Source organism: Streptomyces sp. NPDC086766 (assembly GCF_044746005.1).
Lineage (GTDB): Bacteria > Actinomycetota > Actinomycetes > Streptomycetales > Streptomycetaceae > Streptomyces.
In genome coordinates, this window is the sequence record NZ_JBIVBI010000004.1 from 419,729 (window position 1) to 443,917 (window position 24,189).

Sequence of the window (24,189 nt, forward strand, 5' to 3'; positions counted from 1 at the left end):
GCTGCCGCGTCCGGACGGCCACGCGCACACCGGACCCCGGAACCGTGGACCGGACCGCGGCGGCGGGCGGGCCGCCGCCGGGTGCGCCGGAGAAGGCCGCGTCGGTCAGGCGGCCGGCTTCGGAAGCGCGCCGCCCGCCGCCGCGCGCACGGCCTCGACCGCTTCCCACTCCTCGGGGCCGAGGGTGGCCAGCGCCGCCGGGAAGACGCCGTCCTGCTCCTTGAGGATGTGGTCGCGCAGCACGGCCATGGCCGCCATCAGCCGGTCCGGCCACGAGGGGTCCGCGGGCGTGACACCGCCGGCGGCCTCGGCCAGCACCGCCTCGACAGCGCGGTGCTCGGCCTCCAGGGCGGCGATCTGGTCGGGGAAGTCCCCGGCCAGGGCGGGGAACAGCCCGTGCTCCTCGACCCGGGTGTGCGGGCCGAGCACGGTCGCCACCCGGCGGGCGAGGTGCGCGGCCCGGGCCGCGTCACCCTCCCGGTGGGCGGTCCGGAGGTGGCTGATCAGGCGGACGACCTCGTCGTGCTCGCGGGTCAGTTCGTCGATGGCCGCCAGTGACTGGCAGCCGCAGTACTCGCACATCGCGGGGCTCCGGAGGCGTTCAGTGGGTCCGGGCGGGCGCCGTACGGCGGGTCACCGCGTGGCGCACGCCGGTGCCGGTGAAGGTCAGTGCCGCTGCCGCGACCACGCCGAGCAGCAGCAGGCCGACCGCGTAGGAGCCGTAGGCGCCGTACAGGGAGCCCATCACCAGCGGCGGGACGAAGCCGCCCAGGCCGCCCGCGGCCCCGACGACTCCGGTGACGGAGCCGACCTGTTCGGCCGGGGCCAGCAGCGCCACCAGCGCGAAGGTCGCCCCGCTGGCCGCGCCCAGCGCGGCGGCCATGGACAGGAAGGCGATGGTGCCCACCGGTGCCAGGGCCGGGGTGAGCGACTGCACCAGTGCCGCGGCCAGCACCACGGACAGCGTGCCGGCCAGGACGCGCACGGGTCCGAGGCGGTCCGACAGCCAGCCGCCGACCGGGCGCATGGCGACCGCGAGCAGGACGAAGCCCGCCATCCGGTTCGCCGCGTCGGCCTGGGTGAGGCCGTAGCCGGTCTTGAGGTACGTGGGCAGGTAGACGGAGAAGGCCACGTAGCCGCCGAAGGCCACGGCGTACAGGGCGGACGCCTGCCAGGTGACGCCCAGGCGCAGGGTGGCGGCGAGGCGGCGGGTGAGGGGTTCGGTCGGGACCGTGCGCCCGGGGGCGTCCCGCAGCACCAGCGCGGCCAGCAGCGCGTACGCCCCGAGGACCGCCGCGGTGATCAGGAAGGGGTTGGCCATGCCGTGGGCGTCCACCAGCTTCACCGTCGTCAGGGCGCTGATCGCGGTGCCGCCCATGCCCATGCCGAAGACGCCTATGGCCAGGCCCCGCCGCTCGGGCGGGAACCAGGCGCTGACGAAGGGCACGCCCACGGCGAAGGCGGTGCCGCCTATGCCGAGGAAGAACCCGCCGGCCAGCAGCGCGGCGAGCGAGGAGTGGCCGGCCAGGCCGAGGAAGAGCACCGGCACGATGGTGGCCGCCGACACGATCGGGAACATGACCCGGCCGCCGAAGCGGTCGGTCAGCGCGCCCACCGGTATTCGGCCCAGGGAGCCGACCACGACCGGCACCGCGACCAGCAGCGACTGTTCGAACGACGTCAGGTCCAGGGTGTCCCGGAACCGGGGGCCGAGCGGGCTGAGCAGCGCCCACGCCCAGAAGTTCACGGCGAAGCCGACCGTGGCCAGGGCCAGCATCAGCCAGGCCCGGCCGGACACCGGTGTCCTCGACGACAGTCCGTCGCTCTGCGTTCTCGGCATGTGGACCATGCTGTGTGTCCCTCCTCGTACGGTGGTACGCGCCACCGCAGTCACACCGGCACCGCGGGCCCCATGCCCGCGTCCCGGTACCCCACAGCCACTGTCCTTGCGCGAGGCCCGGCGAGGGCAGGGGCCATCAGTCCTTCCCGCCGGGCGGACGGTCCCTGGGCGGGGCGCCGCGGCCGGGGACCGTCCGCCCGGCGGCACAGCGCCTTCAGCGCCACAGCGGAGGCCCCCCTGAAGGCGGCTCCTCCGTGTGGTTTCCGTGCGTCTGGTGCGCCTGCGTGCGGTCAGGTGGCGGGCAGGGCGGTGGCCAGCAGGACGACTCCGAAGGAGCCGGCGAGGGAGCCCACCGCCAGGGCGCGGGCCAGCGCCGGACGGCCTCTGGAGTGGGCGACGCCGTGTCCTGCGGCGGCGAGCATCACCAGGGTGAAGAGGCACAGCTTGACCGCCAGGGTGCGGCCGTAGCCGGGCTCGGCGAGCGCGGCCCAGGTGACGCCCCGGTGCCGGGCGAGGGCGAAACCGGTGGCCAGTTGCGCGGGCAGGAACACCGTCGCGGTCAGCAGCCCGAAGCGGCGGCCCGCGGCGGCGGTGAAGCGGTCCCTGGCCTCCGCCACCGGCAGGTGCCGGGTCGCGGGCAGGACCACCAGGGACAGCGCCAGCTGACCGCCGACCCACAGGGCGGCACCGGCCACGTGCACGAACCGCACCAGGGACCACAGGCCGACCGGGCCCATCACCGGCTCACCTCCACGACGCCGCGCGCCCCGGCCTCGGCGTGGCGCAGGTCGTGGTCGACGAACGCGTAGTGGCCGGCCGCGGGGAAGACCGTCTCGACGAAGCCGCCCTGGGCCGGGGCCAGGTCCAGCGCCTGCGCGCCGCCCGGGTCGCCGGGCCGGAGCAGATAGGCGCCCTCCTTGTAGACGGTGTCGAAGACGGTGCCCACGACATGGAAGGCGACGCCGTCGCTCGGCCCGGCCGCGACCACCCAGAAGCGGGCCCGCTCACCGGCGCGGGCCGTCAGCGGCCGCTGGGCGTACTGGGCGGCGGCACCGTTGAACACCCAGGCGTCCGGGGTGTCCTGACGCATCTTCGCCACCTGGGCGGCACTGCCCGGGGTGCCCAGGTAGAGCTCGGAGGAGACGAGCAGGTACTCGTGGTCCGCCTTCCGCAGGCCGGGCGGGTCGATGACGACGGCGCCGTACATGCCGTTGCCGAGGTGCTGGAGCATCGGCGCGGTGCTGCAGTGGTACAGCCACGCTCCGGCCCTCCGCGCGCGGAAGCGGTAGACCAGGCGCTCGCCGGGCCGGACGGTGCGCATGGCCCGGTCCGGGGAGAGCGCGCCGGCGTGGAAGTCGATGCCGTGGCCCATGGCGGGGTCGTCGTTGACGAGGGTGACCTCGAAGACGTCGCCCACCCGTCCGCGCAGCACCGGGCCGGGTGCGGTGCCGCCGAAGGTCCACATGGTCTGCCGCACGCCCGGGGCGACCTCGGTCTCGGTGCGGCCCGCGTGCAGTTCGACCCGGTGCACCGTCCCGCCGGGCGCGGGCGCCAGGCGGGCGGAACGGGGCCGCCAGTCCGCGGAGAAGCCGGCGGAGAGATCGAGGAGGCCGGCCCGCGCGCCCGTGCCGGACCCGTCCGACGCGGACTGCCCGGACGCCTCCGCGGCGGCACCGCCGCCGCTCCGCCGCCGGGCCGTCCCGCGGACGACGATGTCCAGGGTCATCCCGGCCGCCCGGTGGCCGGGCATCGTGCACCACGCCTCGCGGTCCCGGGTGACCTGTCCGAGGTCGAGGGTGTGGCTGTGGCCCGGGGCGAGCATGGGCGTGGCGGGGCCGTCCGCGACCCTGAGGTCGTGGTGCTGGGCGTCGGCGTTCGTGACCCGCAGCCGCAGCCCGGTGCCCGCGGCGACCTCGATCCGGGCCGGGCGGACGCGCATGTCGGCCAGGGTGACGGAGACGGTCCGGACGGTGCCCGGCGCCGCGCCCGCGGTGCCGGCGGCTGCGGCCGGGGCGCCGGGGTGACCGCCGCTGTCGGCCACGAGCACGGCCAGCACGGTCAGCACGGCTCCCGCGGCGGCGCCCCACAGGGCGGGGTTCCGCGCGGCACCGCCCGCACGGCGTTCCGCTCCCGGCCGGGCGCGGCCGCCGAGGACGAGGACCCGCACGGCCAGGGCCAGGAACGCGGCCCCGGCCGACGCGGCCAGCAGCACGCCCGCGGTGCCCACCGGGCCGGGCAGCGGCAGCGCGGTCAGCGCCACGCCGAGGTTGAGCGCGGCGAGCCGTACCGGCCAGCCCCGTTCGAGCACGGCCCGCAGCGCGGCCCGCCCCTTCGGTCCGGAGCCGAGGACGATGGGCAGCAGATAGGTCAGGGCTCCTACGAGGACCTGCCCGACGAACCCCAGGAGCAGCACCGGGACCAGGGACTCCACGTCCTCGCCCAGCGCGGCCGGGGGGCGGGCGGCCACCAGCACCAGGTCCACCGCCACGCCCGCGGACAGCCAGGCCGTGGCGGCGGCCAGCATCGAGGCGGCCGCCGCGGAGACCGGGCGCCGGTGGCGCACCGTCCGCGCGAACAGGTGGACCGCGACCGCCGTCCCGGCCGCGTAGGCGGCGACCCCGGTCACGGCGACCGGGCGCAGGCCGGCCCCCAGTCCGGCGGCCGCCGCGATGAGGCCGCCGCCGGTCAGCGCCAGCACCCGGCGCGCCACCCGGGTGGTGCGCTCGGCCATCCGCACGCCCAGCACGGTGGGCCACAGCATGAACAGCGTGCCCAGCACGGGCAGTCCGATCCAGCCGAGGAGGGTGACGTGCACATGTGCGAGCCGCAGCCCGCCGTACCGGCCGGGACCGGCCCTGCCGGTGGCCAGCAGCCAGCCCAGTACCGCGCCCACGATCAGGGCCGCGGCGGCGGCCCGGTAGAAGGAGACCAGGGGGGCGAGCCGCCCGCCGAGCGCGCTCCGGCCCAGACGGGCCAGCACCACCAGGTGCGCACCCGCCGCGGTGACCAGCGCGGCGCACCCCGCCCCGGTCAGCGCCGGCACGTCCGCCGCCACACCGGCGAGCACCGCGGCGACCGCGACGTTGACGCCGGTCAGGCGGGCGGTGCTCCAGCGCCGGTCCGGCATCGGGACGTGGAGCAGGGCGACGGCGAAGTGCTCGCTCCACACCAGTACGGCGGTGGTGGCGGCGCCCAGCAGGAACAGGTGGACGGCCAGCCAGCGGGCCACCGGCAGCGTCTGCTGGGCGGCGGCCGCCGCCAGGGCCAGGGCCAGCCATACGGCGACCAGGACATGGGCGGCCAGGTGCCGGCGGCGCGGCCCGGACGCCTTGAACCTGCCGGGTGGGCGGTGGGCGGCGGCGGGGGCTTCGTGCGTGCTGTTCACGGTGTTCCCGGGGTGATCGCCGCTCATGGCCTTCCCGGGCCTCATGGCGTTTCCGGTCCGATCGGGGCGCTCGACGGGCCGGCGGCCAGCAGGGCGGCCAGTTCCCGCTGGTGGGGGAAGGACCCGGGGCGGTAGCCGCACCAGGGCTCCTCGGCGTACGGGTCGCCGGTGACGCCGTAGGCGCGGGACCGCGAACCGCCGCACACGCGGCGGAACTCGCACGCCCCGCAGCGGCCCCCCAGCCGGTCGGCGTCCCGCAGTCCGGTGAAGAGGCCGGAGGTGCGGTAGATCTCGGTCAGTGGTGTCTCGCGGACGTTTCCGGCGCCCAGCGGCAGGAATCCGCTCGGGTGGACGCTCCCGGTGTGCGAGACGAAGACGAAACCGCGGCCCGCGTTGACGTCCAGCGGCGGACGCCGGACCCGCCGCTCGCCGGAGTCCAGGCCCAACGCGGCGGCCCGTGCGCGCAGTTCCCGGTACAGCGGGCCGAGCCCCAGCACCGCCGCATGGTCCTCGCCGGTCTCGGCGAGGATGCGGCGCTGGAGGCAGACGCGGCGGAAGTGGTGGGCCTCGGTGGTCTTGGCGGGCACGGTCAGGCCCACGTCGTGGACGAAGTTGAGGACGTCCTCCGTCTCGCCGGGGGTCAGCGCGCCGAGGTCGCGGCCCCGGCCGGTGGGCACCAGGAAGAAGGCGCTCCACAGCATCGCCCCGTGCTCGGCGACCAGGCGCACGATGTCGGGCAGGTCGTGCAGGTTGTGCCGGGCGACCGTGGTGTTGATCTGTACCTTCATACCGAGGGCGCGGGCCGTGTCCCAGGCGTCCAGGGTCCAGCGGTAGACGCCGGGCACACCGCGGAAGGCGTCGTGGATTTCCGCGGTGGAGCCGTCCAGACTGAGCGAGAGCCCGGCCGCGCCCGCGGCGTGCACGGCCCGCAGCCGCTCCTCGGTGAGCGTCGGGGTGCCGGAGGGGGACACGGCGACCCGGACACCCGCCTCCCGGCCGTACGCGACGAGGTCGTTCAGGTCGGGGCGCTGGAACGGGTCACCGCCGGTGATCACGAACAGCGGCGCGGGACGCCCGAACGCGGCCACCTGCCGCAGCAGGTCCTGGGCGGCGGCGGTGTCCAACTCCCGCGGGTCGCGGTCGGGTACGGCCTCCGCACGGCAGTGCCGGCAGGCCAGCGGGCAGGCCCGAGTGGACTCCCAGATGACGATGAACGGCCGGTCCTGCGCGTCGTGCCGCTGACGGCGGATCACCTGGGCGGTGCTCATCACGACGCCGTTCCGCGGAGGCGGTGGGCGAAGCCGCGGTGCGCGACGTCACGGTGCGCGGGCAGGTGACGCGGAGGGGTGTCGTGCGCGGCGACGGACGCCGGGGCGTCCGCGGTGGCCGCCGGGGGCGCGTCCAGGCCGGCCGGAGCCCTCCCGGCCGCCTGGGGCAGCGCCCGGGCCCGGTGGTGCGTACCGTCCATCAGGTCGTTCCTTCTTTCATCGTGCGGTTGTGCAGGGGAGGTGACGCCGCGTCAGTGGTGGTCGAGGCGCAGCCGCCAGGCTTCGGGCCCCCGTTCCAGGTACTCCACGGAGAACGCTCCGGGGCTGCGCTGTTCGATCTGGGCGAGCAGCGGCAGCGGGTCGTGCGGGGCGACCAGCACCATGGCGTGTCCCACCGGGACGGCGTCGAGCGCGCCGAACACGGTGGCGTGCCGCAGGGCGTGCGGCACGCCGCGCACGTCGAGCTCGGGTTCGGGCTCGGCCTTCTCCTCGGCGTCACCGCAGCCGCAGTCTCCGCCGCACGCGCCGGCCTCCTCCTCGTCGCGGTCCCGCGGGCCCCGTCCGTGGTCTGCGTCCGGGCCCGGCGCGAGGACCGGTCCCGGCGCGGTGTGCGGTCCCGTCGCGAGCCGCTGGTGCATGTCCGAGAGCAGCGTCGCCAGGGAGACGTCCGGTGCCACGGCGAGCAGCGGCAGCACGAGCCCGTTCTCCTTGGCGAGGTGTTCGGCGAAGAGGACCTGCAGGGCCCGTGCGTCGGCGACCGCACCCGAGGGCCGGGTCGCGGTGCGCAGCGCGTCGACGAGCTCGGTGAGGCAGCGGTGTTCGGCGATCAGGGACTCGACGAGCAGGCGCGCCTCGGGCAGGGCGTGCGCGGCGGGGTAGAGCGCGGCCTCCTCGGCGGCCGCGTGCGGCAAGAGTGAGCGGTCGCAGAAGGCGACCAGGGCGGCACGGATCCGTTCGGCGGCGCCCGGGTCCCGGTCCACGGCGGTGAGCAGCATCGTCACCCGTCCGGTCAGCTCCCCGGCCAGGCGGGCGTGATGCGCCTCGGCGGTCTGCAGGGCCGTGGCGTCCTCGGGGGTGGACGCGAGGGTGAGCGCGCTCATGGCGGTGCCTCCAGCGGGTCGCGGCCGGCGTGGCCGGCCGGTGCGGCGTGCGTGGGCTCGTCCGGAGCGAGGCGGGTGCGGTGCCGCGGACGCCCGCACCGGACGGGCGGATGCCGCGTCCGGCCGCGGTGGGCGGCCGGACGCACGACCGAACCGGGCGACACGCGCCGTACGCGCCAGGGCCGCCGGGAGCCGGTACCGGGGAGGTCCCGCCCCGGCGGTCATGACATGCGGTCGTACCGGACAGATGGGCATCTGCGGTTCGATCGCTGTCAGCATGCACCGCCGGACCCGGCCGTCTCCCGGTCCGACCGGTCCCGGTCCCCGGGACCATTGGTCCCTGCCGGGGCCCTGGGACAGGGCCGGGAGGGCCGTACGCGGGGACCGCCGGGCCCAGATACGCGGCGATCATCCGGGCCTAGGTTCCTGGCCATGGAGAACGATCAGAACGGGCGGCACACGCCGCGCGGCGCTCACGACTGGCCGCTCGCGGGGCGGCGGCTGCTGACGCGCGGTGAGGTGTCGGCCGACGGGCGCGCCGTGTTCGGCACGAACGACGGCGCGTGGGAGGGCTTCTACCGGGACCGCTGGGCGCACGACAAGGTCGTCCGCTCCACCCACGGCGTCAACTGCACCGGTTCCTGCTCGTGGATGGTGTACGTCAAGGACGGCATCATCACCTGGGAGCACCAGGCCACCGACTACCCCTCGATCGGCGCCGACTGCCCCGAGTACGAGCCGCGCGGCTGCCCGCGCGGAGCGTCGTTCTCCTGGTACACGTACTCCCCGAGCCGGGTCCGCTACCCGTATGTGCGGGGGGCGCTGCTGAAGTTGTGGCGGGAGGCGCGACGGCGGCTGGGCGACCCGGTGGCGGCCTGGGCGGAGATCACCTCAGATCCGGCGAAGGCGCGGGCGTACAAGCGGGCGCGCGGCAAGGGCGGCCTGGTGCGCGCGGACTGGGACGAGGTGGCCGAGCTGGTGGCCGCCGCCCACGTCCACACCATCAAGGCCTACGGCCCCGACCGGGTGGCGGGCTTCTCGCCGATCCCGGCGATGTCCATGGCGTCCTTCGCCGCCGGCTCCCGGTTCATGTCGCTGATCGGCGGCACGCTGCTGTCGTTCTACGACTGGTACGCCGATCTGCCGGTCGCCTCGCCGCAGGTGTTCGGCGACCAGACCGACGTGCCCGAGGCGGCGGACTGGTGGAACGCGGGCTATCTGGTCATGTGGGGCTCCAACATCCCCGTCACCCGCACCCCGGACGCGCACTTCCTCACCGAGACCCGCTACAACGGCACCAAGGTGGTCGCCGTCAGCCCCGACTACGCGGACAACGTCAAGTTCGCCGACGAATGGCTGGCCCCGCATCCGGGCACCGACGGCGCGCTGGCGATGGCCATGGGGCATGTGATCCTGCGGGAGTTCCTGGTCGACCGCGAAGTGCCCTACTTCCGCGACTACCTGCGGACCTACACGGACGCACCGTTCCTGGTGACCCTGCGCGAGAGCGACCACGGGCTCGTCCCGGACGGATTCCTGACCGCCGCCGACCTCGGCCGGCAGGAGGAGCACGCCGAGTTCAAGACGGTGCTGCTGGACCGGGCCACCGGCGAGCCGGTGGTCCCGGGCGGCTCGCTCGGCTTCCGGTGGGGGGAGGCCGAGCGGGGCCGCTGGAACCTCGACCTGGGCGGTGTGGAACCCGAGTTGAGCCTGCTGGAGCGGGCCGAGGAGACGGTCGAGGTCGCACTGCCCCGGTTCGACGAGGGGGCCACCGAGGGCGGCTCGGTGATGGTGCGCGGGGTGCCCGCCCGGCGGCTCGGCGGGCGCCTCGTCACCACCGTCTTCGATCTCATGCTCGCCCAGTACGGCGTGGCCCGGCCCGGTCTGCCGGGCAGCTGGCCCGCCTCGTACGAGGACGCGAGCGAGCCGTACACGCCGGCCTGGCAGGAGACCGTCACCTCCGTGCCGGCCGGGCAGGCGGCCCGGATCGCCCGGGAGTTCGCCCGCAACGCGGAGCGCACGAACGGCCGGTCCATGATCGCGATGGGCGCGGGCACCAACCACTGGTTCCACTCCGACACGATCTACCGGTCCTTCCTCGCGCTGACCACGATGACCGGCTGCCAGGGCGTCAACGGCGGCGGCTGGGCGCACTACGTCGGTCAGGAGAAGGTCCGTCCGCTGACCGGCTTCCAGCACCTGGCGTTCGCCTTCGACTGGCAGCGGCCCACCCGGCACATGGCGGGCACCTCCTACTGGTACCTGAACACCGACCAGTGGCGCTACGAGGCCTTCGGCCCCGAGGAGCTGGCCTCCCCGCTCGGCGCGGGCCGGTTCAAGGGCAAGGCGTTCGCGGACTGCCTGGCGCAGGCGGTGCGGCTGGGCTGGACCCCGGGCCACCCCGGCTTCAACCGCAACCCGCTGGACCTGGCCGACGAGGCGGCGGCCCGGGGGCGCGGGGTCGCCGAGCACATCGTGGACGAACTGAAGTCCGGACGGCTCAGGTTCGCCGCCGAGGACCCGGACGACCCGGCCAACTTCCCCCGGGTCCTGACCGTGTGGCGGGCGAACCTGCTGGGCTCCTCCGGCAAGGGCAACGAGTACTTCCTGCGCCATCTGCTGGGCACGGACGCGGCGGTCCGCTCCGCCGAGACCCCGCCCGGGGAACGGCCCGAGGAGGTGGTGTGGCACGAGGAGGCCCCCGAGGGCAAGCTCGACCTGCTGGTCTCCATGGACTTCCGGATGACCTCCACCGGCCTGCTCTCCGACGTGGTCCTGCCGGCCGCGACCTGGTACGAGAAGGACGACCTGTCCAGCACGGACATGCACCCCTTCGTGCACGCCTTCACCCCGGCCATCGCCCCGCCCTGGCAGGCCCGCACCGACTACGACACCTTCCTGACCATCGCCGACCGGTTCAGCGAACTGGCGGCCGGGCACCTCGGCACCCGCACCGATGTCCTGGCCGTGCCGCTGGCGCACGACACCCCGGACGAACTCGCCCAGCCGGGCGGGGTGGTGCGGGACTGGAGGACCGGGGAGTGCGAGCCGATACCGGGCCGCACGATGCCGAAGCTGGTCGTGGTGGAACGGGACTACGCGGCCGTGGCGCAGAAGATCCGGGCGGTCGGACCTCTGCTGGACACCCTGGGGACGACCACCAAGGGCGTCACCGTCCACCCGGACCGGGAGATCGACGAGCTGCGCCGGCGCTGCGGCACCGTGCGGGACGGGCTCGCCGCCGGACGTCCCACCCTGGCCACCGCCACCGACATGTGCGAGGCGATCCTCGCGCTGTCCGGCACCACCAACGGCCGTCTGGCGACCGAGGGCTTCCGGGAGCTGGAGCGGCAGACCGGCAGCGCGGGCCTGGTGGAGCTGGCCTCCGAACGCGAGGCCGAGCGGATCACGTTCGCCGACACCCGCACCCAGCCCCGCGCCGTGATGACCTCGTACGAGTGGTCGGGCTCGGAGGCCGGCGGGCGCCGCTACTCCCCCTTCGTGATCAACGTCGAGCACAAGAAGCCCTGGCACACCCTCACCGGGCGCCAGCACTTCTTCGTCCAGCACGACTGGATGGCCGAGCTCGGCGAGCAACTTCCCGTCTACCGGCCGCCGTTGAACGCGATCCGGCACTACGGCGACGAGCACCTGCACGAGGAGGGCCGGGCCGAGGTGACCGTGCGCTACCTGACCCCGCACTCCAAGTGGTCCATCCACTCCGAGTACCAGGACAACGCCTACATGCTCGCCCTGTCCCGCGGCGGCCCGGTGATCTGGATGTCCACCGCGGACGCCGAGAAGATCGGCGTGAAGGACAACGAGTGGATCGAGGCGTACAACCGCAACGGCGTCGTGGCCGCCCGTGCCGTGGTCACCCACCGGATGCCCGAGGGCACGGTGTACATGTACCACGCCAAGGACCGCACGGTGAACGTGCCGAAGACCGAGGTCAGCGGCAGGCGCGGCGGCATCCACAACTCGCTGACCCGGCTGCTGCTCAAACCGACCCATCTGGCGGGCGGCTACGCCCAGTTCACCTACGCCTTCAACTACTACGGCCCGACCGGCAACCAGCGTGACGAGGTCACCGTGATTCGCCGCCGCAGCCAGCGAGTGGAGTACTGAGATGCCCCGTGGCGAAGCCACCGTCGGACGCGTGATGGCACAGATCGCGATGGTGATGAACCTCGACAAGTGCATCGGGTGTCACACCTGTTCGGTCACCTGCAAGCAGACCTGGACCAACCGGACCGGCGTGGAGTACGCCTGGTTCAACAACGTCGAGACCAAGCCGGGCGTCGGCTATCCGCGCCGCTACGAGGACCAGGACCAGTGGAAGGGCGGCTGGGCGCTGGACCGCAGGGGCCGGCTGGTGCTGCGCTCCGGAGGCCGGGTCAGGCGGCTGCTGTCGCTGTTCTCCAACCCGGACCTGCCGGCCATCGAGGACTACTACGAGCCGGTGACGTACGACTACGACAATCTGGTGAGCGCCCCCGCGGGCCCGGACATGCCGGTCGCCCGCCCCCGCTCGGTCCTCACCGGGAAACCGACCTCCATCACCTGGGGCGCCAACTGGGAGGACGGCCTGGGCGGCGCGCCCGAGCACGCCGGCGGCGACCCGAACCTGAGCGGCGCGTGGGCCGAGAAGGTCCGGTTCGAGTTCGAGCAGACCTTTCTCTTCCATCTGCCCCGGCTGTGCGAGCACTGCCTGAACCCGGCCTGTGTGTCCGCCTGTCCGTCCGGCGCGATGTACAAGAGGGTCGAGGACGGCATCGTCCTGGTCGACCAGGACCGCTGCCGGGGCTGGCGGATGTGCGTGACGGCGTGCCCGTACAAGAAGGTGTACGTCAACCACGCCACCGGCAAGGCGGAGAAGTGCACGTTCTGCTTCCCGCGCATCGAGGCCGGGCAGCCCACGGTCTGCTCGGAGACGTGCGTGGGCCGGCTGCGCTACCTGGGACTCCTGCTGTACGACGCCGACAAGGTGGGCGAGGCCGCGGCGACCCCCGACGAGCAGGACCTGCTCGACGCCCAGCGCGATGTCTTCCTCGACCCGCACGACCCCGAGGTGATCGCGGCGGCCCGGGAGTCCGGCATCCCCGAGGACTGGCTGGACGCCGCGCGCCGCTCCCCCGTGTACGCGCTGGTGTCGAAGTACAAGGTCGCGCTCCCGCTGCATCCGGAGTACCGCACGCTGCCGATGGTCTGGTACGTGCCGCCGCTCTCGCCCGTCCTGGACGCGGTGACCGTGGCGGGCGGCGACCAGGACGACCCCGACCACGTCTTCGCCGCCGTCACCCGGCTGCGCATACCGCTGGAGTACCTGGCGAGCCTGTTCACCGCCGGGGACACCGACGTGGTCGCCGGAGTGCTGATGAAACTGACCGCGCTGCGCTCGTACATGCGCCGGAAGACCCTCGGCGAGGCCGACGACGGGGCCGCGGTCGAGGCCGTCGGGCTGACCGCCCGGGAGGCGGAGGACCTGCACCGGCTGCTGGCGGTGGCCAAGTACAAGGACCGGTACGTCGTCCCGGCCGCCCACAAGGAGGACGCGGCCGCCCTCACCGCCATGGAGAACCGCTGCCCGGTGGAGAGCTCCGGTGAGCCGGACGGGCGGAAGGTCATGCTCGGCATCCCCACCCTGCGCCGCCGTACCCCCGAAGCCCCCGCCGGAGGCCGCCCGTGAGCCCGCTGACCTTCCCCGGTGCCGGACGCCTGGGGTCCCCGTCCGTCCCCGCCCTCGTGCGCACCCGGCTGCGGGCGGCCGTACGCCGCCCGTCCTCGCTCACGCCCGAGGAGGTCCAGGACCGGGCCCTGCTGCTGCGGCTGCTGTCGCTGCTGCTGCAGTACCCGGACGCGGAGCTGACCGCCGCGCGGCCCACCGTGGCCGCCGCCGTCCAGGCGCTGCCCCCGTCCCCGGCCGCCGCCGAACTGGCCGCGTTCAGCGCGTGGTTCACCACCCAGGAGCCGGATGCGCTGGAGCGGCACTACGTCGAGATGTTCGACCTGCGCCGCAAGAGCAGCCTGTACGTCACCTACTACCTGCACGGTGACACCCGGCGCCGCGGCATGGCGCTGCTCACCCTCGCCCGGCGCTACCGGGCCGCGGGCTGGGAGATCGGCGGCGGTGAACTGCCCGACCACCTCCCGGTCGTGCTGGAGTTCGCCGCGCTCGCCGGTCCGCGCGCGGGTGAGGCGCCGCTGCGGCAGCACCGGCGGGGCCTGGAGCTGATCCACCGGGCGCTGGGCGACGCGGACTCCCCCTACCGGCACGTGCTGGCGGCGCTGCTCTCCCTGATGCCGCCGGCCACCGACGCCGACCTGCGCGCCGTGGCCGAGCTGGCCGCGCAGGGCCCGCCGGCCGAGGAGGTCGGCCTGGCCCCCTACGGGTGGGGCGAGTTCGCACCGCCGGACGCCTTCGTGCCGCCCGAGCAGGACCCACCCGGCCCCACCCGCCCCGCGTCGCCTCCGGAGGATTCCCGATGAGCACCACGGCCTTTCCGCCGGCCGCCGCGGCCACGAGCGCCGCCGACCTCGCGCTGTGGGTCGCCGTGCCCTACCTCTGCCTCGCCGTGTTCGCCGTCGGCCACCTCTGGCGCTACCGGCAGGACCAGTTCGGCTGGACCTCCCGCACCAGCCAGCTGCTGGAACACCGCTGGCTGCGCTGGGGCAGCCCGCTGTTCCACCTGGGCGCCTTCATGGTGATCGCCGGGCACGTGGTGGGGCTGGCCGTGCCCGCCGCGTGGACGGGGGCCGCCGGGATCGGCGAGCACGCCTACCACACCACGGCCGTGTGGGCGGGCTCCGTGGCCGGTGCCGCCATGCTCACCGGTCTGGGCATGCTGTGCGCACGGCGGCTGCTGGCCCGCCGCATCCGGCTGGGCACCGACCGCAGCGACAAGGTGCTGTTCCCGCTGCTGTCGGCCACCGTCCTGCTCGGCATCACCGCCACCGCCGCCCACAACGTCTTCGGCCCCGGCTACGACTACCGCGCCACCGTCTCCGTCTGGTTCCGCGGCCTGTTCGCCCTCCAGCCGCAGCCGGAGGCGATCGCCGGTGCCCCCCTGCTGTTCCGCCTGCACGCCCTGACGGCCTGTCTGCTCTTCGCGGCCTGGCCGTTCACGCGGCTGGTGCACGTGTGGAGCGCCCCGGTCGGCTATCTCGTACGGCCGTATCTGGTCTACCGCGCGCGGGCGGTCCCGGGGCGGGCGCCGGGCCGCCGTCCGCCGGCGCGGCCCGCCCGTTCCTCCCGGCGCGCGGCATGACCCACCGGCAGGGGGTCGCCCCCGGCGCCACGCGGGCCGGGCGCGCCGGCGGCGTGGCGGCGGGCCGCGGCACGGGCCTGGTGCTGCTGGCCACGGGGGTCGCCGGCTGGCTCGCCTCGTTCCGGCTCGCCGTGGACGACTGGCGGCTGCTGAAGGACCCGGCCTACCGTCCGCCCTGCGACATCGACTCCGTGGTGAGCTGCGGCAGCGTCATGTCGAGCCGGCAGGGCAGCCTGTTCGGCTTCCCCAACATGCTGCTCGGGCTGGGCGCCTTCGCCGCGGTGGCCGCCCTGGGCGTGGCGGTGCTGGGCGGGGCGCGCCTGCACCGGCGGCTGTGGTGGGCGCTGGACGCCGGGGCGCTGGCGGGGGTGGTGTTCGTGCACTGGCTGATCGGGCAGTCGCTGTACGAGCTGAACAAGCTCTGCCCCTACTGCCTCGTCGTCTGGACCGTCACCATCGCCCTGTTCTGGGCCGTGAGCCTGCACTGCCTGAACCACGGTGTCGTCCCGGTGCCGCGGGGATTGCTCACCTTCGTCCGGGACACGCACTGGATGCTGCTCGTCGGCTGGTACGGGGTGCTGGCGCTGCTGGTCCTGACCCGCTTCTGGCCGTACTGGAGCGGTGGCCCGGGGTGATCGGCGCCACCGGCGGTCCTTCCGCCGGGACCTTCGGCCCCAGCGCGCCGGCGGGGCCGCGCACTACGGTCGCCTGAGAAGTGAGGAGGGACCCGCATGTCCGCCACCGTGATCCACGACCTGGCCGCCGAGCTGCCCCCGGCCGGAGACCGTACCCTCAGCCGCGTCCTGTACCGCGACGAACGGCTGCGCGTGGTCGGTTTCTCCTTCGCGGAGGGCCAGGAGCTGACCGAGCACACCTCCGCCCTCCCCGTGGTGATCCAGGTCGTGCGAGGGCGTCTCGCATTCGACCTGGGCGGGGAGAGGACCGAGGCCGGGCCGGGGAGCTGGATCCACCTGCCCGCGCGGCTGCCGCACTCCGTGCGCGCCGTCGAACCCAGCGTCATGCTCCTGACCATGCTGCCCGTCCCGGAGTCCCCCGCGCCCGGCGACGCCCACGCCGACGCCGAGGCCGACGCGCCCTAGGTCACCGCCCTTCCGCCCACGCCGACGCGGCCTACGCCACCGCCTCCCCGGCCACGGCGACATCCGCGTCCCCCACCCCGGCCCGGGCGACGTCCGCCGCCCCGTCCGGGTGATGCTCGAACTGCGTGCGGTACAGCTCCGCGTACCGGCCTGCCGACGCCAGGAGTTCCTCGTGCGTGCCCCGTTCGACGATCCGGCCGGCCTCGACCACCAGGATGAGATCCGCTGCGCGCACGGTGGACAGCCGGTGCGCGATCACCACCGCGGTGCGGTCGGCCAGCGCCTCGGCGAGGGCCTCCTGCACCGCCGCCTCCGAGGTGTTGTCCAGGTGCGCGGTCGCCTCGTCGAGGATCACCACCCGCTGCCGGGCGAGCAGCAGCCGGGCGATGGTCATCCGCTGCCGTTCACCGCCGGACAGCCGGTAGCCCCGCTCGCCGACGACGGTGTCGAGGCCGTCCGGCAGGGAGCGGACGAGGTCGTCGAGGCGGGAGCGGCGCAGGGCGTCCCACAGTTCCTCGTCGGTCGCCGAGGGGCGGGCCAGCAGCAGGTTGGCGCGCACGGAGTCGTGGAAGAGGTGGCCGTCCTGGGTGACCATGCCGAGGGTCGCCCGCAGCGAGGCCGCGCTCAGGTCGCGCACGTCGACGCCGCCGATGCGCACGGCGCCCTCGTCGACGTCGTAGAGCCGGGGCAGCAGTTGCGCGATCGTCGACTTCCCGGCGCCGGAGGAGCCCACGAGGGCGACCGTCTGCCCGGGTTCGGCGCGGAAGGACAGGCCGTGCAGGACCTCGGCCCCGCTGCGGCCGTCCAGGCTCGCCACCTCCTCCAGGGAGGCCAGGGAGACCTTGTCGGCGGCAGGGTAGCCGAAGCGGACGTCGTCGAACTCGACCGCCACCGGGCCGTCCGGCACCGCGCGGGCGTCCGGCCGCTCCTCGATCAGCGGCTTCAGGTCGAGCACCTCGAAGACCCGCTCGAAGCTCACCAGGGCGCTCATCACCTCCACGCGCGCTCCGGCGAGCGCGGTCAGCGGCGCGTACAGCCGGGTCAGCAGCAGCGCCAGCGACACCACGGCGCCCGGCTCCAGGGTGCCGCGCAGCGCGAACCAGCCGCCGAGGCCGTAGACGAGGGCCAGCGCCAGGGAGGACACCAGGGTGAGCGCGGTGATGAACGCCGACTGGGCCGTGGCCGTGCGGATGCCGATGTCCCGTACCCGGCGGGCGCGGGCGGCGAACTCCGCCGACTCCTCCTCGGGACGCCCGAAGAGCTTGACCAGGGTGGCGCCGGGAGCGGAGAAGCGCTCGGTCATCCGGGTGCCCATCGCCGCGTTGAGGGTGGCCGCCTCCCGCTGCATCCGCGCCATCCGGCTGCCCATCCGCCGGGCCGGCACCACGAACACCGGCAGCAGCACCAGCGCGAGCAGGGTGATCTGCCAGGACAGGGTGAGCATGACGGCGAGGGTGAGCAGCAGCGTGACCACGTTGCTCACCACGCCGGACAGGGTGTTGCTGAACGCGCGCTGGGCGCCGACGACGTCGTTGTTGAGACGGGAGACGAGCGCTCCCGTACGAGTGCGTGTGAAGAACGCGACCGGCATGCGCTGCACATGATCGAAGACAGCCGTCCGCAGATCGAGGATGAGCCCCTCCCCGAGCGTCGCCGACAGGCGTCTGCCGAGGATGCCGAGCGCGGCCTCCGCCACCGCGATCAGGGCGATGAGCAGCGCCAGGCGTACGACCGTGCCGCGGTCTCCCCTCGACACGATCGCGTCGACGACGCGACCGGCGAGCACGGGGGTCGCCACGGCGAGCAGCGCGGTCACCACCCCGAGGAGGACGAAGTGGGCGATCCGCCGGCGGTGCGGGCGGGCGAACGCGCCGATGCGGCGCAGCGTCGCGCGGGCGAGGGGGCGGCGCTCCTGCTGGGCGGTCATGACGCTGTGCAGCTGCGTCCATGCGGTGGTTTCCATGCTCATGGGAGAGAACCTAGGACCTCAAGCTTCGTTGAGGTCAATGTGTGTGCCGCGAAGGACCACCCGATGCCCCCGCTCCCCCACCCGCTGTCCGCCCGTCAACCGCCGTCCGCGCCCCCGCCACCCGCCGTTGGCGCGGCCCGGAGAACCTCTGCGGACGTGACAGCGCTCCAGCTCCCCGGACTCCCGTCGAGGCGCGCTCTCCGGCGCCTCCCCGTCCGCCAGGTCCTGTGCCTGGTCCCGCTCCTGCTCGTGCTGCTGGTCGCGGCGCGGCACCGCTCCGTGCTCGCCGAGGGTTTCGGCCGGCTGAGGAGCGCCGAGTGGCCGTGGCTGCTGGCCGCGGCCGGCGCGACCTGCCTGACCTGGGTCGCCGCCGCGTTCACCCGGCAGGGCGCCGTCGTCGAACGGCTGCCCAGACGGCGGCTGCTCGCCACCCAGTTCGCCGCGGGAGCCGCCAACCACCTGCTGCCCACGGGGCTCGGCGCGAGCGCGGTGAACCTGCGCTTCCTGGCGGTGTTCGGGGTGCCGCTCGCCCGCTCCTCCGCCGCGCTCGCCCTGTACCTGCTGGCGGAGACCGTCGGCCGGCTGACCCTGCTGGCCGTCCTGTTCGCGGTCTTCCCGGACGCGCTGCGGCTGGGCGCGCTGGTGCCGCCGGGCGCGACCGGGCCGCTGCTGCTCACCGCGGGCGCGGTCCTGCTGGGCGCGTCCGGCGCGCTGGTCTGCGTGCGGCGGCTGCGCGGGGCGGTGTCGGGGTTCCTGCGCACCGCGCTGGGCGAGGCCCGCTCGGTGCACGCCCGGCCGGCCCGCGCGCTGGCCCTGTGGGGCGGCTCGTTCGCCTTTCCGGCGCTGCAGGCGGCCGGACTGGCCCTGGTGGGGCGGGCGTTGGGGCTTCCGGTACCGCCCGCGCACATGGCGCTGGCCTACCTGGCGGCGACGGTGGCCGTCGCCCTGGTGCCCACGCCGGGCGGCCTCGGCTCGGTGGACGCCGCCCTGGTCGTGGCCCTGGTGGCCGCGGGCGGACCGGCGGCGCTCGCCACGGCGGTCGTCCTGGCCTTCCGCATCATCACCGTCTGGCTGCCGCTGCTGCCGGGGGCCCTGACACTGGGGGCACTGGTGCGGCTGAAGGTCATTTGACTCACTCGTCCGGATCGTCCGGCGTGGCGGTTCGCGCCCTCCGGCGGCGCCGGCCCGTGTCCCCGCAATGGAGCGCGGGGCGGGGCAGATCGTGAGGGATCGGGGTCCTCGGCATGCAACAGGGCCGGCGTGAGGGCCCGCGTGAGGAGTCCGGCGGTGCGGGAGTAGCGTGCTGCCACCAGCCGAGGACCCCGACGAAAGGGACTCCCCCATGCCGGTGCGCATCGAGCGCCAGGGCCCTGTCACCACGGTCGTGCTGTCCCGGCCCGCCGCCCGCAACGCCGTGGACGGGCCGACGGCCCTCGAACTCGCCGACGCCTTCCGGTCGTTCGAGGCCGACGCCGACGCTCGGGTGGCGGTGCTGTGGGGCGAGGGCGGCACGTTCTGCGCGGGGGCGGACCTGAAGGCGATCGGGACCGAGCGGGGCAACCGGGTCGCGGAGGACGGGGACGGGCCGATGGGGCCGACGCGGATGCGGCTGTCGAAGCCGGTGATCGCGGCGGTGGCGGGGCACGCCGTGGCCGGGGGTCTGGAACTGGCGCTCTGGTGCGATCTGCGGGTCGCGGAGGAGGACGCCGTGTTCGGCGTGTTCTGCCGCCGCTGGGGCGTGCCCCTGATCGACGGCGGCACGGTCCGGCTGCCCCGGCTGATCGGCACGAGCCGCGCCCTGGACATGATCCTCACCGGACGTCCGGTCCCGGCCCGCGAGGCCTACGAGATGGGGCTGGCCAACCGCGTCGTGCCCACCGGGCGGGCCCGCGCCGAGGCCGAGGAACTGGCCGCCTCGATCGCCCGGTTCCCGCAGGACTGCCTGCGCTCCGACCGCGCCTCGGTGCTGGAGCAGGAGGGCCGGGACGAGTCCGAGGCGCTGCTGGGCGAGCTGCGCCACGGCGTGGGGGTGCTGGACCGGAGCCGGGAGGGGGCCGCCCGGTTCGCCGCGGGGGCGGGGCGGCACGGCTCGTTCACCGACGAGTGAGACGGCCCCGAGACACGCGCGTGAGCCTCAGGCGGCCGTGATCCGTACCGGCCCGCCGCCGGGATCGCCCCGGGGGGCCAGTGCGCGGACCACCCGCCGCGGCCGCCCACGGCGGCGACCGGGACCAGGCCGAACCGGCCGGGGGAATCGTCTGACCGGCCCTCACCTCGCGCCGGTCCCGGTACGAACTACCGTGCCGGATACGGCAGGATGAACGATCGCGCCGGTCGTCGGCCCTCCTCGCGGGGGTCCGGCGGCCACGCGTTCGCACATCCCGCAATCGAGCAGGTGACAACGTGACGCAATCTCACATCCGGCCGTCGGCGGCCCCGTGCGCCGCAGATCGTCCCACCGGAGGTGACCGGTGAACCGCACGCTGACACTGGACGACCTGATCCTCGCCGGCATCGCCCTGGCCGCGGGCCTGGTGGCGGCGTTCCTGTCGCGCGCCGTGCTGCGCTGGCTCGGCAAGCACGCCAAGCGCACCCGGTGGAGCGGCGACGACGTCGTCGTGGACGCGCTGCGCACGGTGGTGCCCTGGGCGGCGCTCGCGGGCGGCGCGGCGTCCGCCGCCGCGGTGCTGCCGCTGACGCGGACGGTCCAGCACCACACCAACCAGATCCTCACCGTGCTGCTCATCTTCGTGGTGACGCTCTCCGCGGCCCGCGTGGTCGCCGGCCTGGTGCGGTCGGTCACCATGTCCCGCTCCGGCGTCGCCGGGTCGGCCACGATCTTCGTGAACATCACCCGGATCCTGGTCCTGGCGATCGGGTTCCTGGTGGTCCTGCAGACCCTGGGCATCTCCATCGCGCCGCTGCTCACCGCCCTGGGCGTAGGTGGTCTGGCGGTCGCGCTCGCCCTTCAGGACACTCTCGCCAACCTCTTCGCGGGCGTCCACATCCTCGCCTCCAAGACGGTCCAGCCCGGTGACTACATCCGGCTGAGCACGGGCGAGGAGGGCTACGTCGAGGACATCAACTGGCGCCAGACGACGGTCCGCCAGCTCTCCAACAACCTGGTGGTCATCCCCAACGGGCAGCTGGCCAAGACGAACATGACCAACTTCACCCGGCCCGAGCAGCAGCTGACGGTCCTGGTGCAGGTGGGGGTCGGCTACGAGAGCGACCTGGAGCAGGTGGAGCGGGTGACCACGGAGGTGGTCGCCGAGGTGATGACCGAGATCACCGGCGCCGTGCCCGAGCACGAGCCGGCCGTACGGTTCCACACCTTCGGCGACTCCCGGATCGGCTTCACGGTCATCCTGGGCGTCGGCGAGTTCAGCGACCAGTACCGGATCAAGCACGAGTTCATCAAGCGCCTGCACCGGCGCTATCGCGAGGAGGGCATCCGCATCCCGTCGCCCACGCGGACGGTGGCGCTGCAGCAGGCCGCGGCCCAGGCCGTCATCCCGCAGCAGCGCAGCGGCGAGGACGCGGCGACGGGGCCGACCGTCGTCGGCTGACGCCGCGGGCCCGGTGCGCCGGGTGCGCCAGGCACGCCCGGTGCGCCAGGCACGGCTGGTGCGCCTGGTGCGCCCGACAGCCCGGTGCGGGTCCGGCGACCCCCGGACACCGCGCCGGAGCCGTCGGCCGCGGCTGGCGCTGCGGCTACGGCTGACGGCTGACGGCTGACGGCTGACGGCTGACGGCTGACGGCTGACGGCTGACGGTCTCCGCACGTCGAGGGCCGGGACGTCCTGGTGGCGGCCGTTCCCGCCGGTGTGCGGGGCGGCGCGGGTGATCCACCGGGCGTCCCGGGGCCGGGTCCGGCGCGGACCCCTGTCGAGCCGGGGTCGGTCACGAGATATCTTGATGTCGAGCAATGTTGCAGACGTGGAGCGGAGCACCCGGTGACTGACTCGACCATCATCTACACACACACTGACGAGGCCCCGGCCCTGGCGACGTATTCCTTCCTGCCGGTGGTCCAGGCGTACGCCTCGCAGGCCGGTGTCGCCGTCGAGACCCGTGACATCTCGCTGGCCGGGCGCATCATCGCGCTGTTCCCGGAGTACCTGAACGAGGACCAGCGGATCCCCGACGCGCTGTCCGAGCTGGGCGAGCTCGCCAAGACGCCCGAGGCCAACATCATCAAGCTGCCGAACATCTCGGCCTCGATCCCGCAGCTGAAGGCCGCCGTCGCCGAGCTGCAGGGCCAGGGCTACGCGCTGCCGGACTACCCGGACGACCCGAAGAGCGACGAGGAGCGCGAGATCCGCGCCCGCTACGACAAGGTCAAGGGCTCCGCGGTGAACCCGGTCCTGCGTGAGGGCAACTCCGACCGCCGCGCCCCCGCGTCGGTCAAGAACTACGCCAAGACCCACCCGCACCGCATGGGCGCCTGGTCCGCCGAGTCCAAGACCAATGTGGCGACCATGGGCCAGAACGACTTCCGCTCCACCGAGAAGTCCGTCGTCATCGCCGAGGACGGCGCCCTGCGCATCGAGCTGGTCGGCGACGACGGCTCCACCACCGTGCTGCGCGAGTCCGTGCCGGTCCGCGCGGGCGAGGTCGTCGACGCCTCCGTCATGCGCGTCGCCGCGCTGCGCGAGTTCCTCACCGCGCAGGTCGCCCGCGCCAAGCAGGAGGGCGTGCTGTTCTCCGTGCACCTGAAGGCCACGATGATGAAGGTCTCCGACCCGATCGTCTTCGGCCACGTGGTGCGCGCCTTCTTCCCGAAGACCTTCGCGCAGTACGGCGAGACGCTCGCCAAGGCCGGCCTGACCCCGAACGACGGCCTGGGCGGCATCTACAAGGGCCTGGAGAACCTGCCCGAGGGCGCCGCGATCAAGGCCTCCTTCGACGCCGAGCTGGCCGAGGGCCCGGAGCTGGCCATGGTCGACTCCGACAAGGGCATCACCAACCTGCACGTCCCCTCCGACGTGATCGTCGACGCCTCCATGCCGGCCATGATCCGCACCTCCGGCCACATGTGGGGCCCGGACGGCCAGGAGCACGACACCCTCGCGGTGCTGCCGGACTCCAGCTACGCGGGCGTCTACCAGGCCGTGATCGACGACTGCCGCGCCCACGGCGCCTACGACCCGTCCACCATGGGCTCGGTCCCGAACGTCGGCCTCATGGCGCAGAAGGCCGAGGAGTACGGCAGCCACGACAAGACCTTCGAGATCCCGGTCACCGGCACGGTCCGCCTGGTCGACCAGGCCGGCGACGCCGTGATCGAGCAGACCGTCTCGGCCGGCGACATCTTCCGCGCCTGCCAGACCAAGGACGACCCGATCCGCGACTGGGTCAAGCTCGCCGTCACCCGCGCCCGCGCCACCGGCGACCCGGCGGTCTTCTGGCTGGACGAGACCCGCGCCCACGACGCCAACCTGATCGCCAAGGTCCGCGCGTACCTGCCGGAGCACGACACCGAGGGCCTGGACATCCGCGTCCTGTCCCCGGTGGAGGCCACCAAGCTGTCCGTGGAGCGCATCCGCCGCGGCGAGAACACCATCTCCGTCACCGGCAACGTGCTGCGCGACTACCTGACCGACCTGTTCCCGATCCTGGAGCTGGGCACCAGCGCCAAGATGCTGTCGGTCGTCCCGCTGATGGCGGGCGGCGGCCTGTTCGAGACGGGCGCCGGCGGCTCCGCGCCGAAGCACGTCCAGCAGCTGGTCAAGGAGAACTACCTGCGCTGGGACTCCCTGGGCGAGTTCTTCGCCCTGGTGCCGTCCTTCGAGCAGTACGCCGAGGCCACCGGCAACAGCCGCGCCAAGGTCCTCGCCGACACCCTCGACAAGGCCACGGCGTCCTTCCTCAACGAGGACAAGTCCCCGACCCGTCGCGTCGGCGGCATCGACAACCGCGGCAGCCACTTCTACCTGTCCCTGTACTGGGCGCAGGAGCTGGCCGCGCAGACCGACGACGCCGACCTGGCCAAGGCGTTCGCCCCGCTCGCCGAGACCCTCGCCGCCAACGAGCAGCGGATCGTCGACGAGCTGATCGCCGTCCAGGGCGAGCCGGCCGACATCGGCGGCTACTACCAGCCCGACCCGGCCAAGGCCGCCGAGGTCATGCGCCCCTCGGCCACCTGGAACGAGGCGCTGGCGTCCCTGAGCTGACGCACCCCGCCCACCGGGCCCGACGGCCCGACGGGCACCCCCTCCGCCCCGACCGGCACCCGCCGGCCGGGGCGGAGGCGTTC

General features: G+C 74.2%; 18 protein-coding genes. 10 read left to right on the forward strand and 8 right to left on the reverse strand.

The window, feature by feature from the left end; genetic code table 11:
* Window positions 1–105: 105 nt before the first annotated feature.
* The 7 genes from ACIPM1_RS10215 to ACIPM1_RS10245 form a co-directional block, all read right to left on the reverse strand.
* On the reverse strand, window positions 106–582 hold the full coding sequence (locus ACIPM1_RS10215; protein ID WP_402431587.1) for a hemerythrin domain-containing protein: 477 nt from the start codon (window positions 580–582) through the stop codon (window positions 106–108).
* Between the two features lie 19 nt (window positions 583–601).
* Window positions 602–1,840 carry a nitrate/nitrite transporter gene (locus ACIPM1_RS10220; protein WP_402431590.1) on the reverse strand — a complete coding sequence of 413 codons (1,239 nt, stop codon included), beginning with the start codon at window positions 1,838–1,840 and terminating at the stop codon, window positions 602–604.
* Between the two features lie 290 nt (window positions 1,841–2,130).
* Window positions 2,131–2,577: a hypothetical protein gene (locus ACIPM1_RS10225; protein ID WP_356183041.1), complete on the reverse strand. Its 447-nt coding sequence runs from the start codon at window positions 2,575–2,577 to the stop codon at window positions 2,131–2,133.
* On the reverse strand, window positions 2,577–5,225 hold the full coding sequence (locus ACIPM1_RS10230; RefSeq protein ID WP_402431593.1) for a multicopper oxidase domain-containing protein: 2,649 nt from the start codon (window positions 5,223–5,225) through the stop codon (window positions 2,577–2,579). The genes ACIPM1_RS10225 and ACIPM1_RS10230 overlap by 1 nt, the downstream gene beginning before the upstream one ends.
* Before the next feature lie 41 nt (window positions 5,226–5,266).
* On the reverse strand, window positions 5,267–6,493 hold the full coding sequence (locus tag ACIPM1_RS10235; protein ID WP_402431596.1) for a TIGR04053 family radical SAM/SPASM domain-containing protein: 1,227 nt from the start codon (window positions 6,491–6,493) through the stop codon (window positions 5,267–5,269).
* Window positions 6,493–6,693, reverse strand: coding sequence for a hypothetical protein (locus ACIPM1_RS10240; protein WP_402431599.1), 201 nt, complete (start codon window positions 6,691–6,693; stop codon window positions 6,493–6,495). Before ACIPM1_RS10240 ends, ACIPM1_RS10235 begins: the two co-directional genes overlap by 1 nt.
* 51 nt (window positions 6,694–6,744) lie before the next feature.
* A complete protein-coding gene (locus ACIPM1_RS10245; protein WP_402431602.1) occupies window positions 6,745–7,593 on the reverse strand; it encodes a DUF2249 domain-containing protein in 849 nt (282 codons plus the stop codon).
* A 432-nt stretch (window positions 7,594–8,025) separates the two neighbouring features.
* Here ACIPM1_RS10245 and ACIPM1_RS10250 point away from each other — a divergent pair, with 432 nt between their 5' ends.
* The 6 genes from ACIPM1_RS10250 to ACIPM1_RS10275 all read left to right on the forward strand — a co-directional run bounded on the left by ACIPM1_RS10250 (window position 8,026) and on the right by ACIPM1_RS10275 (window position 15,961).
* On the forward strand, window positions 8,026–11,721 hold the full coding sequence (locus ACIPM1_RS10250; RefSeq protein ID WP_402431605.1) for a nitrate reductase subunit alpha: 3,696 nt from the start codon (window positions 8,026–8,028) through the stop codon (window positions 11,719–11,721).
* A 1-nt stretch (window position 11,722) separates the two neighbouring features.
* On the forward strand, window positions 11,723–13,282 hold the full coding sequence (gene narH, locus ACIPM1_RS10255) for a nitrate reductase subunit beta (RefSeq protein WP_356183055.1): 1,560 nt from the start codon (window positions 11,723–11,725) through the stop codon (window positions 13,280–13,282).
* Between the two features lie 5 nt (window positions 13,283–13,287).
* Entirely contained in the window at window positions 13,288–14,082 is a 795-nt protein-coding gene (narJ, locus tag ACIPM1_RS10260) for a nitrate reductase molybdenum cofactor assembly chaperone (RefSeq protein WP_402431882.1), read from the forward strand.
* Window positions 14,079–14,861, forward strand: a complete 783-nt coding sequence (gene narI / locus ACIPM1_RS10265) for a respiratory nitrate reductase subunit gamma (RefSeq protein WP_402431608.1) — start codon at window positions 14,079–14,081, stop codon at window positions 14,859–14,861. Before narJ ends, narI begins: the two co-directional genes overlap by 4 nt.
* Window positions 14,858–15,496: a vitamin K epoxide reductase family protein gene (locus ACIPM1_RS10270; RefSeq protein ID WP_402431611.1), complete on the forward strand. Its 639-nt coding sequence runs from the start codon at window positions 14,858–14,860 to the stop codon at window positions 15,494–15,496. The genes narI and ACIPM1_RS10270 overlap by 4 nt, the downstream gene beginning before the upstream one ends.
* A 96-nt stretch (window positions 15,497–15,592) precedes the next feature.
* Window positions 15,593–15,961 carry a cupin domain-containing protein gene (locus ACIPM1_RS10275; RefSeq protein ID WP_402431613.1) on the forward strand — a complete coding sequence of 123 codons (369 nt, stop codon included), beginning with the start codon at window positions 15,593–15,595 and terminating at the stop codon, window positions 15,959–15,961.
* A 31-nt stretch (window positions 15,962–15,992) separates the two neighbouring features.
* Here the strand turns inward: ACIPM1_RS10275 and ACIPM1_RS10280 are convergent, their stop codons facing one another.
* Window positions 15,993–17,924: an ABC transporter ATP-binding protein gene (locus tag ACIPM1_RS10280; protein ID WP_402431885.1), complete on the reverse strand. Its 1,932-nt coding sequence runs from the start codon at window positions 17,922–17,924 to the stop codon at window positions 15,993–15,995.
* 69 nt (window positions 17,925–17,993) lie between these two features.
* On the opposite strand from ACIPM1_RS10280, the gene ACIPM1_RS10285 reads away from it, so the two are divergent.
* The 4 genes from ACIPM1_RS10285 to ACIPM1_RS10300 all read left to right on the forward strand — a co-directional run bounded on the left by ACIPM1_RS10285 (window position 17,994) and on the right by ACIPM1_RS10300 (window position 24,106).
* The gene (locus tag ACIPM1_RS10285) at window positions 17,994–19,061 is read left to right on the forward strand and encodes a YbhN family protein (RefSeq protein ID WP_402431616.1); all 1,068 of its coding nucleotides are present in this window, start codon (window positions 17,994–17,996) and stop codon (window positions 19,059–19,061) included.
* Window positions 19,062–19,272: 211 nt separating this feature from the next.
* Entirely contained in the window at window positions 19,273–20,037 is a 765-nt protein-coding gene (locus ACIPM1_RS10290; protein ID WP_402431619.1) for a crotonase/enoyl-CoA hydratase family protein, read from the forward strand.
* Window positions 20,038–20,401: 364 nt separating this feature from the next.
* On the forward strand, window positions 20,402–21,499 hold the full coding sequence (locus tag ACIPM1_RS10295; RefSeq protein ID WP_402431622.1) for a mechanosensitive ion channel family protein: 1,098 nt from the start codon (window positions 20,402–20,404) through the stop codon (window positions 21,497–21,499).
* Between the two features lie 387 nt (window positions 21,500–21,886).
* Window positions 21,887–24,106, forward strand: a complete 2,220-nt coding sequence (locus ACIPM1_RS10300; RefSeq protein ID WP_402431624.1) for an NADP-dependent isocitrate dehydrogenase — start codon at window positions 21,887–21,889, stop codon at window positions 24,104–24,106.
* Window positions 24,107–24,189 lie beyond the last annotated feature (83 nt).

Excerpts from the sequence above, each read along its gene's own strand:
- ACIPM1_RS10235 (WP_402431596.1), bottom strand. The coding sequence starts at position 6,493 with ATGAGCACCGCCCAGGTGATCCGCCGTCAGCGGCACGACGCGCAGGAC.
- narI (WP_402431608.1), top strand. The coding sequence starts at position 14,079 with ATGAGCACCACGGCCTTTCCGCCGGCCGCCGCGGCCACGAGCGCCGCC.
- ACIPM1_RS10275 (WP_402431613.1), top strand. The coding sequence starts at position 15,593 with ATGTCCGCCACCGTGATCCACGACCTGGCCGCCGAGCTGCCCCCGGCC.
- ACIPM1_RS10245 (WP_402431602.1), bottom strand. The coding sequence starts at position 7,593 with ATGAGCGCGCTCACCCTCGCGTCCACCCCCGAGGACGCCACGGCCCTG.
- ACIPM1_RS10220 (WP_402431590.1), bottom strand. The coding sequence starts at position 1,840 with ATGCCGAGAACGCAGAGCGACGGACTGTCGTCGAGGACACCGGTGTCC.
- ACIPM1_RS10240 (WP_402431599.1), bottom strand. The coding sequence starts at position 6,693 with ATGGACGGTACGCACCACCGGGCCCGGGCGCTGCCCCAGGCGGCCGGG.
- ACIPM1_RS10215 (WP_402431587.1), bottom strand. The coding sequence starts at position 582 with ATGTGCGAGTACTGCGGCTGCCAGTCACTGGCGGCCATCGACGAACTG.
- ACIPM1_RS10270 (WP_402431611.1), top strand. The coding sequence starts at position 14,858 with ATGACCCACCGGCAGGGGGTCGCCCCCGGCGCCACGCGGGCCGGGCGC.
- ACIPM1_RS10225 (WP_356183041.1), bottom strand. The coding sequence starts at position 2,577 with ATGGGCCCGGTCGGCCTGTGGTCCCTGGTGCGGTTCGTGCACGTGGCC.
- ACIPM1_RS10285 (WP_402431616.1), top strand. The coding sequence starts at position 17,994 with ATGCCCCCGCTCCCCCACCCGCTGTCCGCCCGTCAACCGCCGTCCGCG.
- ACIPM1_RS10280 (WP_402431885.1), bottom strand. The coding sequence starts at position 17,924 with ATGGAAACCACCGCATGGACGCAGCTGCACAGCGTCATGACCGCCCAG.
- ACIPM1_RS10250 (WP_402431605.1), top strand. The coding sequence starts at position 8,026 with ATGGAGAACGATCAGAACGGGCGGCACACGCCGCGCGGCGCTCACGAC.
- ACIPM1_RS10290 (WP_402431619.1), top strand. The coding sequence starts at position 19,273 with ATGCCGGTGCGCATCGAGCGCCAGGGCCCTGTCACCACGGTCGTGCTG.
- narH (WP_356183055.1), top strand. The coding sequence starts at position 11,723 with ATGCCCCGTGGCGAAGCCACCGTCGGACGCGTGATGGCACAGATCGCG.